Raw genomic sequence first — 13,902 nt, 5'->3', positions numbered from 1 at the left:
ACAATGAAGTCAGCACAGAAGCGCGCGGCGTTCGCCCTGGTGGGTGTCCTGTCGCTCGCGGGAACCCTCACCGCCTGCGGTTCGTCCTCGGACGCCGCGGACGAGCCCGAGGGCCCCGTGACCATCGAGGTCTCCATCGACGCGGGCCTCGAGCAGGCCGCGATCGACGCGTTCGACGAGCGCATCGCGCAGTTCGAGGAGGCCAACCCGGACATCCAGGTGGAGACCAAGGAGTTCACCTGGTCCGGCACCACGTTCGCCGCCGAGCTCGCGGGCGGCACGCTGCCCGACGTCTTCCCGATCCCGTTCACGGACGGCCGGGCCCTTATCGAGCGCGGACAGATCGCCGACGTCAGCGAGCTCGTGGCCGAGCTCCCGTACGCGGACCAGTTCAACCCCACCATCGCCGCTGCGGGCCAGGACGCCGAGGGCAACATGTGGGCCGTGCCGATCGCCGCCTACAACCAGGGCCTGCACTACAACCGGGCGCTCTTCGAGGAGGCCGGCCTCGACCCGGACAACCCCCCGGCCACCTGGGACGAGGTCCGCGAGGCCGCCAAGGCGATCTCGGACAAGACCGGCCAGGCCGGCTACGCCCACATGACGCAGAGCAACACCGGCGGCTGGATCCTCACCACGGAGACCTACGCGCTGGGCGGCCGCATGACCGAGGGCGAGGGCGAGGAGACCACCGCGACCGTCGACAACGACGCCACGGTCGCGGCGCTGGAGATGCTCCGCGAGATGCGCTGGGAGGACAACTCCATGGGCTCCAGCTTCCTGTACGACTGGGGCACCATCAACCAGGACTTCGCCGCCGGCAAGATCGGCATGTACGTCTCGGGCGGCGCCAACTACCCCAACCTGTTCACCCAGAACCAGATGAACCCGGACGAGTACGGCGTCACGGTGCTGCCCCTGGAGGGCGACGACGCCGGCACGCTCGGCGGCGGCACGCTCGCCGCGGTGAGCTCCGCGGCGTCCGAGGCCGAGCAGGCGGCGGCCGTGAAGTGGATCGACTTCTACTACATCTCCAAGCTGACCGACCAGGAGCAGGCCGTCGCCGAGGCCGAGGTCGCTGCCGAGACCGACCAGCCCGTGGGCGCGCCGGCACTGCCGATCTTCGACCGCGAGACCTACGAGCAGCAGCAGGCGTGGATCAAGGACCTGGTCAACGTCCCGCTGGAGAACTTCGCGCCGATGACGGACCAGATGTTCGACCAGCCCGTCATCCCCGAGCCCGCCGTCGCCACCCAGGACGTGTACGCGGCGCTCGACCCGGTGGTCCAGGCGGTGCTGACGGACGAGAACGCGGACATCGACGCACTCCTCGCCGACGCCCAGACCCAGGTCCAGGGACTGCTCGACCGCAGCTGACCTGCCGATGACCACACTGTCCAGCCCGCTCCGGACGACGACGGCGGCAGCCCCGCCGTCGTCGTCCGGACCCCGCCGGCGTGCCCGCCGCACGCCCCGGGACTGGCTGCGCGACGGCGGCCTGAGCACCCTGGTCATCGCACTGCCGATGATCCTCGTGTTCGGGGTCTTCTCCTGGTTCCCGATCGGCCGGGCGCTCGTCATGAGCGTCCAGCAGACCAACCTCATCTCGACCCCGGAGTTCGTGGGGCTCGACAACTTCGTGTTCGTGCTGCAGGACCCCCTCCTGGGCAAGGCCGTGGCGAACACCCTGTGGTTCGCGGTGCTCGCGCTGGTGTTCGGCTACCCGCTGCCGCTGGCCGCCGCCGTGCTGATGAGCGAGGTGCGGCGCATGCGCGGCCTGTTCTCGGCGCTCGCGTACCTGCCCGTGGTCGTGCCGCCCGTCGTGGCCGTGCTGCTGTGGAAGTTCTTCTACGACGCCTCGCCCACCGGCGTGTTCAACACCATCGCCGGCTGGGTGGGCCTCGGGCCGTTCCCCTGGTTGCAGGACGCGTCCAGCGCCATGCCGTCCCTGGTGCTGGAGGCCACCTGGGCCGCGGCCGGCGGGACCGTCATCATCTATCTCGCCGCCCTGGTCGGGGTACGGACCGAGCTCTACGAGGCGGCCGAGGTGGACGGCGCGGGCGTGTGGCGCAAGATCTGGCACGTGACCCTGCCGCAGCTGCGCGGCGTCCTGTTCATCACGCTGATCCTGCAGGTCATCGGCACCTCCCAGGTTTTCCTGGAGCCGTTCCTGTTCACCGGCGGCGGCCCCAACAACGCGACCCTCACCATCCTCATGCTGATCTACGACTACGCGTTCGGCAGCAGCCTCGGCGGCAACTACGGGGCCGCGACCGCCCTGAGCCTCATGCTCGCCGGCGTCCTGGCCGTCCTGTCCGCGATCTACTTCCGCGTGACCCGACCCTGGAGCAGCTGACATGGCAGGAAACAACCGGCCGGGCGCCGGACCCGCCGTCGCCGAGCGGGGCATCGTCTCGTCCCACGACCGGCGCCGGGCGAGCGTACGCGGCTCGCTCGGCGTGCTCCAGGGCGGCCTCCTGGTCACCCTTGTCCTCGCCGGGCTCGGGCCGATCCTCTGGCTCGCCAAGGCCGCCGTCACCCCCACGCAGGACACCCTGCGCCAGCCGCTCGGCCTCTTCCCCAACGGCATCGACTGGGCCAACCTCACCACCGCGTGGGGCCGCGCCGAGATCGACCACTACTTCGTCAACACTCTGATCCTCGCGGTGGGGGCCTGGTTCTTCCAGCTCCTGGTCGCGACCACGGGCGGCTACGTGCTGTCCGTGTTGCGTCCGCGGTACGGCAACCTGATCTTCGGCCTCGTGCTGGCGACGCTCTTCGTGCCGGCGGTCGTGCTGCTCGTCCCGCTCTACCTGACGATCCTCGACGTACCGCTGCTGCACATCAGCCTGCTCAACACCTTCTGGGCGGTCTGGCTGCCGATGGGCGCCAGCGCGTTCAACGTGCTGCTCGTCAAGCGGTTCTTCGACGGCCTGCCCCGCGAGGTCTTCGAGGCCGCACGGGTCGACGGCGCCGGGCCCTTCCGGCTGCTCTGGTCCGTCGTGCTGCCGATGTCCAAGCCCATCCTCGGCGTCGTCTCGGTCTTCGCCGTGATCGCCGCCTGGAAGGACTACCTCTGGCCGCTGCTGGTGCTGCCCGACCCGGACAACCAGCCGCTGTCCGTCCGCCTGCCCGCGATCGCGCCCTACCTGGAGCTCGACGTGTTCCTTGCGGCGCTCGCGATCTCGACGGTGCTGCCCATCGCGCTGTTCCTCGCTTTCCAGCGGCTGTTCCTCAGCGGCGCGGGTCTGGGCGGGGCCGTGAAGGGGTAGCTGGGGACGGCGTCCGGCGGGTGCCCGGGCCTGTGGACGAGGCAGGGTGGATGTCGGTGGTCCGGCCTAGGATCGAGCGTGTGACCAGCCTTCCCGACGCACCCGCCGCAAGCACCGATTCCGCCGAGATTCCCGAGGTGGAGGAGCTGCTCGACCTCGCCGTCGGACAGCTCGGTGGCGGGCGCAGAGAGGGCCAGCACCGCATGGCCGTCGCGGTCGGCGAGGCGATCGACAAGGGCGAGCACCTGCTGGTGCAGGCGGGCACGGGTACGGGCAAGTCGCTCGGGTACCTGGTGCCCGCCGTCCGGCACGCGGTGGCCGCCCAGAGCAAGGTCATCATCTCGACCGCGACGCTGGCCCTGCAGCGCCAGGTCATCACGCGTGACCTGCCGCTCGTGGCGAAGGCCGTGGCGCCGCGGCTGCCGCGCGAGCCGCGCGTCGCGCTGCTCAAGGGCTGGCACAACTACCTGTGCGTGCACAAGGTGGGCGGCGGCTACCCGGAGGACGAGACCACGCTCTTCGATCTGCCCGGCGGGGAGGACCACCCCAAGACGGAGGAGGCGGCCGGGGGTGCCGCCCGCAGCCGCAGGCGGGACGACGGCGCCTCGCTCGCCGACCATGTCCGGCGCCTGCACGAGTGGGCGGGCGAGACCGAGACGGGCGACCGCGACGACCTCGTGCCCGGCGTGCCGGAGCGAGCCTGGCGCCAGGTGTCCGTCACGGCGATGGAGTGCCTGGGCGGCAAGTGCCCCATGCTCGCCGAGTGCTTCCCGGACAAGGCGCGGGCCGCCGCCCGCGAGGCCGACGTCGTCGTGACCAACCACGCGATGCTCGGCATCGCGGCCACGGGCAGCCCGGGCGTGCTCCCGGAGCACGACGTCGTGGTGGTCGACGAGGCGCACGAGCTCACCGACCGCGTGACGTCGTCGGCCACCGTGGACCTGTCCATGGCGTCGGTGGAGAGTGCGGCCCGACTGGCCCGGCGGCACGCGGGCACCAACACCGACACCCTCGACGCGGCGGCGCAGAGCCTCGGCACCCTGCTGGTCACCGCGCCGGCCGAGCGGTTCCCGAGCGGGTTGCCGGACGAGCTGCGCGTGGCGGTCGGCGCGGTGCGCGACGCCGCGCGCGAGGTACTGAGCACCCTCAAGCCCGACGCCGGCGGCAAGGGCGCCAAGGGCAAGGACGCAGGTCAGCCCGACCCGGGGCTCAAGATGGCGCAGGGCGCCATGCTCCAGCTCTTCGAGACGGCCGAGCGCATGGCGGCGCAGGACACGACGGCGGACGTGCTGTGGTGCTCGCGCCCGGACAACGGCTGGGGCGGGTTCGGCGACAACGTGACGCGGCTGCACGCCGCGCCGCTGCACGTGGCCGGCCTGATCCGCACGCACCTGCTGGGCGAGTCGACGGGCGTGTTCACCTCGGCGACCCTGGCGCTCGGCGGCACGTTCGACGCCGTCGCCGGCACGCTCGGGCTCAAGGGCGAGGACGCCCCGCCGTGGCAGGGCCTCGACGCCGGCAGCCCGTTCGACTACCCGCGCCAGGGCATCCTCTACATCGCGCGGCACCTGCCCGCCCCCGGCCGCGAGCCGACCACGGAGGCACAGCTCGACGAGATCGCCGAGCTCATCACGGCCGCCGGTGGCCGCACGCTCGGGCTGTTCTCGTCCCGGCGCGCGGCGAACGCGGCGGCGGAGGCGATGCGGGAGCGGCTGGACTTCCCGATCCTGGCGCAGGGCGACGACCAGCTTCCCACCCTCGTGCGGGAGTTCGCCGAGGACCCGGCCACGTGCCTGTTCGGCACGCTGTCCCTGTGGCAGGGCGTCGACGTGCCGGGGCCGTCCAACCAGCTCGTGCTGATCGACCGCATCCCGTTCCCGCGCCCGGACGACCCGGTCAAGGCGGCGCGCGCCCGCGCCGTCGAGCAGGCGGGCGGCAACGGGTTCATGGCGGTGTCCGCGCAGCACGCGGCGCTGCTGCTCGCGCAGGGCGCGGGCCGCCTGGTGCGCAGCATGGACGACCGAGGCGTGGTGGCGGTCCTCGACCCCCGGCTCGCGACGGCGCGGTACGCGTCGTTCCTCACCCGGTCGATGCCAGGGTTCTGGCCGACCACCGACCCGAAGCTGGTCCGCGCCGCGCTCGCCAGGCTCGACACATAGCCTGAGGGCATGGCAGCCCCCTCGGACGTCTCCGCAGCCCAGCCCGCCGGATCCCGCACCACCAAGATCGCCGTCGTGGGTGCGGGGGCCGTGGGATCGACGCTCGCCTTCGCGGCGCTGACCCGCGGCTCGGCCCGCACCATCGCCCTGCTCGACATCGACCGGCAGAAGGTCGACGCCGAGGTGCTGGACCTGCAGCACGGGCTGATGTTCACGTCCCAGGCGCACGTCATCGGCTCGGACGACCCGGCGGTGTGCGAGGGGGCCGACGTCGTGGTGGTCACGGCGGGCGCCAAGCAGAAGCCCGGCCAGAGCCGCGTCGACCTCGCCGAGGCGACGATCGGGCTGATGCGCACGATCCTGCCCGGCCTGGTCGAGGTGGCGCCGGACGCGACCTACCTGATGGTGACCAACCCCGTGGACGTGGTGACGTACGCGGCCCTCAAGATCTCGGGCCTGCCGCGCGAGCGGCTCTTCGGCAGCGGCACCGTGCTCGACTCGTCGCGGCTCCGCGTGGTGCTCGCGGAACGGTGCGGGGTGGCCGTCGGGAACGTGCACGCCTACATCGCCGGGGAGCACGGCGACTCGGAGATCGCGCTGTGGAGCTCCGCCTCGATCGGCGGCGTGCCGCTGCTCGACTGGGTGCCGGTCGGCGGCGCCGCGCCCCTGGACGCCGCGGTGCGCGCGGAGGTGCACCACGAGGTGGTCGACTCCGCCTACCGGATCATCGCGGGCAAGGGCGCCACCAACTACGCCGTGGGCCTGGCCGCGACCCGCATCATCGAGGCGGTGCTGAAGGACGAGCGCCGGATCATGCCTGTGTCCTCGCTGCTGGACGACTACCACGGCATCAGCGACGTGTGCCTGTCCGTGCCGTCCCTGGTGGACCGGCGGGGCGTCACGGACACCGTCCGGGTGCCGATGTCGGACGACGAGCTGGCCGGGCTGCGCGCGTCGGCGGAGAGCGTGCGGGCGGTACAGCGAAGGTTCGGGTTCTAGGTCCCGACCGACGGGAACGGGCTCGACCAGCGACTGCCGGTCGAGCCCGTTCCCGTCGGTCGAGCCTGTCGAGACCTCAGAGGCTGCGCAGCACCGCGACGACGCGGCCCAGGATCTGCGCCTCGTCACCCGGGATGGGCTCGTAGGCGGGGTTCTGCGGCAGCAGCAGCACGTGCCCGTCGGTCTGCTTGAACGTCTTGACCGTGGCCTCGCCGTCGATCATGGCGGCGACGATCTCGCCCTGCTCGGCCACGTTCTGGCGGCGCACGACGACCCAGTCCCCGTCGCAGATCGCGGCGTCGACCATGGAGTCGCCCGCGACCTTGAGAAGGAACAGCTCGCCGTCACCGACGAGCTGGCGGGGGAGCGGGAACACGTCCTCGACGACCTGCTCGGCGAGGATCGGGCCACCGGCCGCGATGCGGCCGACGAGCGGCACGTACGACGGCGGCGGCGTGCTCGCGTCGTCCGGAACCGAGCCGCCCCAGTGCACCTGGCCGCTACGCCGCGGCTCGGGCCAGTGGATCTCGCCGCGCGTCGGCTTCTCGACCTGCTCGGCCAGGGGCTCGACGAGCTCCATGGCGCGCGGCCGGTTCGGGTCGCGGCGCAGGAAGCCCTTCTTCTCCAGCATCTGGAGCTGGTGCTTGACGCTCGACGGGCTGGCCAGCCCGACGGCCTCGCCGATCTCGCGCATCGACGGCGGGTAGCCGCGTGTCTCGAACGACTGCCGAATCGTGTCCAGCACAAGGCGCTGCCGCTCGGTGAGGCGGTCCGCCGGCGAGATCGCGTGCACGTCGGCGACCGCCCCGTCGCCCGGCGCGTCCAACGTGGCGACGCCCGAGAGTGCCGTGTCGACGGCTCTCGTGTCGCTGGTCCCGTCCCGTCCCGTCATGCCCGTGCCCCTCCCGTTCCGACAAATGTTCTCCTGTGCGCTGCCCACTCTAGATCACAAATGTGCTCGGCTCAAACGAATGTTCGAGCGTGTCTCGACTTCTACGGTGTCCCGTGCTACACAATGGTACGAGCGTTCGACGAACGTGTGTATGACGGACAAGAGTTCGAGTCACCTTTCGAGGAGGGGCCATGGGGGACGTGATCCCGCTGCGGCAGTACACCCCGGCGTACGGACCGGCGTACGCGTCGGTGCCCGGGTCGAGCGCGGCGCGGGCGTATCAGCCGCGCCCGACGTACCCGCCGAGCCGGGCGTCCGCACCGCCCCGGCCCCGTCCGGCCGGCCACTCGTACCCGGTGCGCGGGCCGCGCACGTTCGCCGACCGGCTCGGGCTCGCGGGGCTGCGGCTCACGCGGCGCGGCCGGGTCGTGCTGGTGCTGCTGGTGATGCTCGTGGTCGCGCCGATGGCGACGTGGGGAGCGACCGCCGTCGCCAGCTCGCCGGGCGAGCCCACGGAGGTCCGGGTGCACGCGGTGCAGCCGGGGGAGACGCTCTGGGGCTTCGCCGAGCAGGTCGTGAGGCCCGGGGAGGACGTGCGGCAGGCGGTCGCGCGGCTGCAGGACCTCAACGAGATGACGTCGGGCACCGTGCGGGTCGGCGAGCTGCTGCTCCTCCCGAAGGAGTGACCGGAGGGCCCCGCGGAAGGGGCCGGACGGGCCGCAGAAGTGGACGGAGGCCACGATTCGCCGTCAAATGTTGCGGCGATGTTGCATGGGGGTGGTTTGCCCGCTTACGGTCGGGGCGCGACCGGATGTCTCCGGTCCGTGGCCGACCACGCAGGAGTGAGCATGCACTGCCCGTTCTGTCGCCACGCCGACTCGCGCGTGGTGGACTCACGGACCGCCGACGACGGCCTGTCGATCCGGCGCAGGCGGCAGTGCCCGAACTGCAACCGGCGGTTCACCACCGTCGAGACGGCCAGCCTGTCGGTGGTCAAGCGGTCCGGCGCCACCGAGCCGTTCAGCCGCGACAAGGTCGCCGCGGGCGTGCGCAAGGCGTGCCAGGGCCGACCCGTCAGCGACGACGACCTGGCGATCCTGGCCCAGCGGGTCGAGGAGACCCTGCGCAGCAACGGCAGCGCGGAGATTGACGCGTACGAGGTGGGCCTCGCGATCCTGGGCCCCCTGCGCGAGCTCGACGAGGTGGCGTACCTCCGGTTCGCGAGCGTCTACCAGTCGTTCGACTCGCTCGAGGACTTCGAGAGCGCCATCACCTCCCTGCGCGCGGAGCGCGCCGAGCGCGCGGCGGAGCGCGCCGCCGCGCAGGCGTAGCGGCCCGGACGGGCCGCTCGCAGGCGAGGGTACGAAAAGCGATTGGCACCCCGGCGCGCGGTGGGGCAGGCTGGGGCCGACGACGGACCCGATCGAGGGACCCCCGAAACAGGAGGAGGTGATCGGTGTGACGGACGAGAAGCCTGGTGCCGAGGAGGCAGTGGCTCAGGACGCTGAGGCGCCCAAGGCCGCGACCGCGCCGAGCGTGGACGCGAAGGCACGGTTCAAGGAAGCGCTGGACCGGAAGAACGCCGCACGCGGCCGTTCCGCCGCAGGCGACGTGAACACGGGCTCGGTGCACGGTTCGGAGACGACCGGCCCCGTGCAGAAGATGTTCCGCCGCAAGTCCGGCTGAGCCTGCTCGACCGAGGCCGCTGACCAGGTATCTGAGCTGGTCAGCGGCCTTTGCCGTTCTCGCGAGGCGCCTAGAGAAGGAAGAGGCGACCCGTGATGACACGGTTGATGACACAGTTCGAGTACCCAGGGGTGCCCGTCAATACCAGTCGACACGCGACGTTGGCGGTCCCGGTGGCACACCTCAGGTACATGACAGACCCGCTTAGCAAGCCCGGGGACCGCACGCCGATGTGGACTCTCGAGGAACTTTGCGCGTACCTGCGCACGACGCCAGCGACGGTCCATGCGTGGCGCAAGCACGGGCAGGGACCCCGCGCCGACAAGGTCGGGCGCCATCTGCTGTTCGCTGACGCGGACGTGCGCGCCTGGCTCAAGTCCCGTGTCGCGGGCACTGACGGCGATGACGACGGGGCTGCGCCGGAGCATCGCACCACCGGGTCGGGGTGGTGAGTCATGGGCGGGACCGAACTCAAGCCGGGCGAACACGGCTGTATCTCCGTCAAGCAGACCGGACCCAAGACGTGGCGGGCAAGAACTAGCTGAAGCTCCTGCTGGAGAGATTGTGCCCGTCTCTCGAAACGCATCCCATGAGGACAAGGCGCGTCTCGCAGTACAGGCCGCGGTCGTCAAGCTCCTCGCGGCTGGACGTGGCTCGGACGAACTCAAGCCGGATTCGAAAGTCGGACTCGCATGTCGCCAGTGGATCACCGAATTGCAGGTGCGTTCTGCGTGGCCACGGCCACCCTTGAGGACGCAGACGATCGATAAGTACGAGTATCAGCTCGCCCGATATGCAGTGTTTCGCGGCGTGGGCGACGGCCTCCGGGTCTCAGACCTGGCCGGACCTCGTCATAGTCTTCGGAAATGGAGAGTCGGGGGCCGACGGAGCTCGAGGAGCTGCCTGATGGGTCGCTACGTGGGCCGGACGATGTCGCTTACCGCCGCACACCTCAGCGCGTCAATCGCCGGCTCGGGAGAGAGTTGCTCGCCGCTGGCGCCATCGTGGTCACGGAGCATCGGCAAGGGAAAGCACAAGGCGCTCAACCATTGGCGTGTCTCGCCAAACCGGAGGTGGCGATGAACGAGCCGGACCCTTGCTCGCGGTATTCACACCCGGCCTGGGGCGTCGTCTACATTGCCGAGGCTCCAGGACCGCTACCGCTGGTCGAGGCACAGGAACCGTCGTGGTTCGCGGCATTGGGCGAGGAGACACAGGAGCAGCTGCGGGATCGGTGGTGGCGGGACCTTGTTTCCTGGCTCTCTCACGAAGGAGCCAATGTCGTTGTCGTGTCGCTCACAACGTTGGACTTTGAGACGGCCAGCGAGGCTGGCTACACGCGAATCGATAAGTGGCATTGGCGCGCGGCCTGGGAACCAAGCGCGGCTGAGGCCCTCTACCGGATGGATCCGGACTGGGCAGTCGTGAAGAGCGGAACCCGGCAGTTGCTTTCGATGTTCGAAACCTGGGACGGGGTCACGACAGAGCAAGACCTACGCGAGCCCTGGTTCGCCGTTCACGAGAACTAAGATTTCACGCGCCGGATGCTGCTTCGGCATCGGGGGCATTGTCCGGCAGCACCTCCATCATGTGCGTGTGACACTCAAGGACCTTTGGAAACTGTGATGCTCAGAGCCGTTGGCTGACACGGTTCGTGACACAGTTGCCCGGCTGGAGGGCCCTCTGACACGCGTCATGACACTGTTGCAGGACCCACGGATGCCTACGGTTGCCCAGCGTCTTGTCCCCGTGTCATGGTGGGGCACACAGTCCGGGAGCGGCGGAATATGACCGTTCTGGCCGCCCCTTATCGTCGGGCGGTGCGGATCGAAACGCGCCTCGCGAGCGGTCCCAGCGCCTTTGCGCGGTCCAGAAGATGTTGCGGCACCGAGAGGAACCGGTGCCCGAAGAAGAGCTCAGCGATCCGTCCCGGTCGGGAGCGGCGTCGACGGCTCCGGCAGGGCGATCGCGCGGAAGACGTTCTCCGGGTCGAAGCGGCGCACGGCCGCGAGCAGCCGCTCGGTGTTCGACGCCGTCGGCCTACGCGATCTGGGTCGCTTCGCCCGGCCCCAGCATGATGTGGGGGCCGCGGTTGCCGAACGCGGTCTCCGTCACGGCACGCGCCGGGCGCCACCCTGACGGCGGCGCCCAGCAGCGGCCTGCGTCAGCGGCGCCTCTCGATCGTGAGATCGCCCTGCACCTGGGCGCGGATGTGGTCGCTGGCCAGCATCGCGTGCGGGAAGCCGAGGTCGACGGCGCTCACGTCGTCGAGCTTCTCGAGCTGGGCAGTGCTGAGGTCGACGTCGAGCGCTTCGAGGTTCTCGGCGAGCTGCGCCGGCGTGCGGGCGCCGACAACTGGAGCGGTGACGCCCGGGCGCCCGAGCACCCAGGCCAGGCTGACCTGGGCGGGCGTCCGGCCGATCGCGGCGGCGATCTCCTTGACGGTGTCCACGATCGCGAGGCTGCGCTCGTTCACGCCGCCGAGCGCGACGTTGAACTGCTTCCGCGCGCTCCCGCCGTCGCCCGGCGAGGCCCCGGCCAGGTCCTGACGTGAGTACTTCCCCGTCAGCACCCCGCCGGCGAGAGGGGACCAGAGCACGCCACCGAGTCCCAGCTCCTGAGCCATCGGAAGCAGGTCTCGTTCGCCGGTGCGCTCGACGAGGTTGTACTCAAGCTGCATGGCGACCAGCGGGGTCCAGCCGCGGAGGTCCGCGATGGTCTGCAGGCGGGAGACCTGCCAGGCCGGCGTGTTCGAGATCGCGATGTAGCGGACCTTCCCCTGGCGGACCAGGTCGTCCAGTCCGCGCAGGATCTCCTCCACCGGTGTGCCAGGGTCCCAGACGTGCAGGTACAGCAGGTCGATGTAGTCCGTGCCGATCTGGCGGAGGCTCGTCTCGACCGATGTGAACAGGTTCTTGCGGCTCGCTTCGCCGGAGTTCGGATCTCTCGTGTCACGGAGCGTCGTGTACTTCGTCGCGATCACCAGGGCGTCACGCCTGCCGCGCGCGAACTCGCCGAGCAGCCTCTCGGAGGTGCCGTCGGTGTAGGTGACGGCGGTGTCGACGAAGTTGCCACCACGGTCCACGTACTCGTCGAACAGGTGGCGGGCCTCGTGCTCGTCGGCTCCCCAGCCCCAGTCGTTCCCGAAGGTGGCCGTCCCGAGAGCCAGGGGAGAGACCCGCAGGCCGGAGCGGCCCAGCTGACGGTAGGTGTCGAGTGTCAGTGGCATGTCATTCTCCTTCGATGGTGCCGACGCCGGCGCGTGTGGAGCTCGTCGGAGTGCCACGAGCGATGGTGTTCACGCGCCGAGCCCGTAGCCGCCGGCGACAGTGATGTCCTGTCCGGTGATGTACCGAGCACGGTCTGACGCGAGGAAGGCGACGGTCTCGGCTACGTCCCGGGGGGACCCGAACCGGCCGAGCGGGACGCGCTCGCGCATCGCCTCGCGGGCGTCGTCCGGCAGGCCGAGCTTCGAGAACAGGGGTGTGTCGATCGGGCCAGGGCTGACGGAGTTGACCGTGATCTGGCGAGGGGCCAGCTCGAGGGCGAGCGACGGAACCATGGCGAGCAGTGCGCCGCGGGTCGCCGCGCCGACCGACGCCCCCATGCTGCCGCGGCGTGCCCCGACGCCGACGGTGAGCACGACGGACCCGCCGTCGGCGATCTGTGGCAGGAGACCCTGGAGCGTGAAGTACGGGCCCTTGAGGTTCACGGCGACCTGGCGGTCGAACGACGCCTCGGTCACCTCGGGCAGGAGGGCGGGCTGAAAGGTTCCCGCGTTGAGGAACAGGAGGTCGAGTGCGCCGAGCCGCTCTGCGACCACCCCTCGGATCTCGTCGACTGCCGAGACATCGCCGGCGTCGGCGTGGATCACGGTGACGCCGCGGGGCAGCTCCTCCCGCGCACGGGCGAGCGAGGCCGGGTTCACTCCGGTCACGGCCACCCGATGGCCCAGGTCGTGAAGTACCAGGGCTGTGGCGCGCCCGATGCCGGACGTGCCACCAGTGATGAGTGCTGAGGGCATGACTCTCCTTCTGAAGCAAGCCTGATCGCTGTAAACGGGGGGTCCTCCGTTTAGGCTCACTGTACGCTAAGTGAGAGTGGCTCCCGTTTGGTGCCGCCGTCATGGGTGAGAGGGATCGCATGCAGGATCGATCGAGCGCGCTCCGGGCCGATGCGCGCCGCAACCGGGAGCGCATCATCGCGACCGCTACCGAGGTCTTTGCGACCGACGGGCCGATCTCCCTGGAGCAGGTCGCCAAGCGGGCCGGTGTCGGCAGTGCGACCCTGTACCGGCACTTCCCGACGCGTGAGGACCTTGTCGAAGAGGTTTACCGCGATCAGGTGCGCCCCCTGCGGGACGAGGCGAAGCGTCTCCAGGGCGAGCTGGACCCGGCGCGAGCCCTCTGCGACTGGATGATGTACTTCGCCGAGTGGGCCGCGGAGCGCCACGGTGTCTTCGAGACGCTCGTCGTGATGAGCGCCTCGGGCAGGTTCGGGACCGGGCCGGTCTGCGACGAGGTCCTGAGGATTCTCGCCATGCTCCTCGAGTCCGGCGCCGATGCCGGGGTGCTGCGCAGCGATGTCGAACCGCTCGATGTCAGTGCGCTGCTCGCCGGAGCGTTCTCGGTCGCCGGTGCGCCCACCCAGCGCGTCCAGCTCGGCCGTCTGCTCGCCCTCGTCGTCGACGGGCTGCGGCGACATTGAGGGACGCCGCGTGGGCGTGGCCACGTGCTTCACGGGGATGTCCGAGGGCTCCAGGAGCCATCGGGATCGCTCCATCCGCTGCCGGATGATCCATGTGTCGGGCTCGTGCGGCCGGTGCGTCAGCGGGCGTTCAGCGTGGCCTCAGATGGCCCGTGGGTTACTTCGTTCGTCCGACCGTCGCGCGCGC

The 13,902-nt window shown here is 70.5% G+C and carries 14 protein-coding genes; 11 read left to right on the top strand and 3 right to left on the bottom strand.

The window, feature by feature from the left end:
• Positions 1-3: 3 nt before the first annotated feature.
• The 5 genes from AB0I29_RS18305 (at position 4) to AB0I29_RS18285 (ending at position 6,430) form a co-directional block, all read left to right on the top strand.
• Complete coding sequence (locus AB0I29_RS18305) at positions 4-1,377, top strand: extracellular solute-binding protein (protein WP_357484040.1); 1,374 nt, start codon at positions 4-6, stop codon at positions 1,375-1,377.
• 7 nt (positions 1,378-1,384) lie between these two features.
• Positions 1,385-2,356 carry a sugar ABC transporter permease gene (locus AB0I29_RS18300; protein WP_285104934.1) on the top strand — a complete coding sequence of 324 codons (972 nt, stop codon included), beginning with the start codon at positions 1,385-1,387 and terminating at the stop codon, positions 2,354-2,356.
• Position 2,357: 1 nt separating this feature from the next.
• The gene (locus AB0I29_RS18295; RefSeq protein ID WP_285104933.1) at positions 2,358-3,272 is read left to right on the top strand and encodes a carbohydrate ABC transporter permease; all 915 of its coding nucleotides are present in this window, start codon (positions 2,358-2,360) and stop codon (positions 3,270-3,272) included.
• A gap of 80 nt (positions 3,273-3,352) precedes the next feature.
• A complete protein-coding gene (locus tag AB0I29_RS18290) occupies positions 3,353-5,431 on the top strand; it encodes an ATP-dependent DNA helicase (protein WP_357484035.1) in 2,079 nt (692 codons plus the stop codon).
• A gap of 9 nt (positions 5,432-5,440) precedes the next feature.
• On the top strand, positions 5,441-6,430 hold the full coding sequence (locus tag AB0I29_RS18285) for an L-lactate dehydrogenase (RefSeq protein ID WP_357484032.1): 990 nt from the start codon (positions 5,441-5,443) through the stop codon (positions 6,428-6,430).
• 76 nt (positions 6,431-6,506) lie between these two features.
• Here AB0I29_RS18285 and lexA read toward each other — a convergent pair whose 3' ends face one another.
• Complete coding sequence (gene lexA, locus AB0I29_RS18280; protein WP_182618466.1) at positions 6,507-7,256, bottom strand: transcriptional repressor LexA; 750 nt, start codon at positions 7,254-7,256, stop codon at positions 6,507-6,509.
• A 257-nt stretch (positions 7,257-7,513) separates the two neighbouring features.
• Between lexA and AB0I29_RS18275 the strand changes: the two genes are divergently transcribed.
• The 5 genes from AB0I29_RS18275 to AB0I29_RS18255 all read left to right on the top strand — a co-directional run bounded on the left by AB0I29_RS18275 (position 7,514) and on the right by AB0I29_RS18255 (position 10,537).
• On the top strand, positions 7,514-8,008 hold the full coding sequence (locus AB0I29_RS18275; RefSeq protein ID WP_357484029.1) for a hypothetical protein: 495 nt from the start codon (positions 7,514-7,516) through the stop codon (positions 8,006-8,008).
• A 162-nt stretch (positions 8,009-8,170) separates the two neighbouring features.
• Positions 8,171-8,653 (top strand): transcriptional regulator NrdR, encoded by a 483-nt coding sequence (gene nrdR / locus AB0I29_RS18270; protein ID WP_285104929.1) that lies wholly within the window; start codon positions 8,171-8,173, stop codon positions 8,651-8,653.
• A 127-nt stretch (positions 8,654-8,780) separates the two neighbouring features.
• Positions 8,781-9,008 (top strand): DUF5302 domain-containing protein, encoded by a 228-nt coding sequence (locus AB0I29_RS18265; protein ID WP_350224579.1) that lies wholly within the window; start codon positions 8,781-8,783, stop codon positions 9,006-9,008.
• Between the two features lie 95 nt (positions 9,009-9,103).
• The gene (locus AB0I29_RS18260) at positions 9,104-9,460 is read left to right on the top strand and encodes a helix-turn-helix domain-containing protein (RefSeq protein ID WP_357484025.1); all 357 of its coding nucleotides are present in this window, start codon (positions 9,104-9,106) and stop codon (positions 9,458-9,460) included.
• A 627-nt stretch (positions 9,461-10,087) separates the two neighbouring features.
• On the top strand, positions 10,088-10,537 hold the full coding sequence (locus AB0I29_RS18255) for a hypothetical protein (protein WP_357484022.1): 450 nt from the start codon (positions 10,088-10,090) through the stop codon (positions 10,535-10,537).
• 635 nt (positions 10,538-11,172) lie between these two features.
• Here AB0I29_RS18255 and AB0I29_RS18250 read toward each other — a convergent pair.
• Complete coding sequence (locus AB0I29_RS18250; RefSeq protein ID WP_357484019.1) at positions 11,173-12,237, bottom strand: aldo/keto reductase; 1,065 nt, start codon at positions 12,235-12,237, stop codon at positions 11,173-11,175.
• A 69-nt stretch (positions 12,238-12,306) separates the two neighbouring features.
• Positions 12,307-13,032 (bottom strand): SDR family oxidoreductase, encoded by a 726-nt coding sequence (locus tag AB0I29_RS18245; protein ID WP_357484016.1) that lies wholly within the window; start codon positions 13,030-13,032, stop codon positions 12,307-12,309.
• 119 nt (positions 13,033-13,151) lie between these two features.
• Between AB0I29_RS18245 and AB0I29_RS18240 the strand changes: the two genes are divergently transcribed.
• Positions 13,152-13,715 carry a TetR/AcrR family transcriptional regulator gene (locus AB0I29_RS18240; protein WP_357484013.1) on the top strand — a complete coding sequence of 188 codons (564 nt, stop codon included), beginning with the start codon at positions 13,152-13,154 and terminating at the stop codon, positions 13,713-13,715.
• Positions 13,716-13,902 lie beyond the last annotated feature (187 nt).

It is taken from the genome of Promicromonospora sp. NPDC050262 (assembly GCF_040655935.1).
GTDB lineage: Bacteria > Actinomycetota > Actinomycetes > Actinomycetales > Cellulomonadaceae > Promicromonospora.
This window is presented reverse-complemented; position numbering and strand designations above follow the sequence as displayed.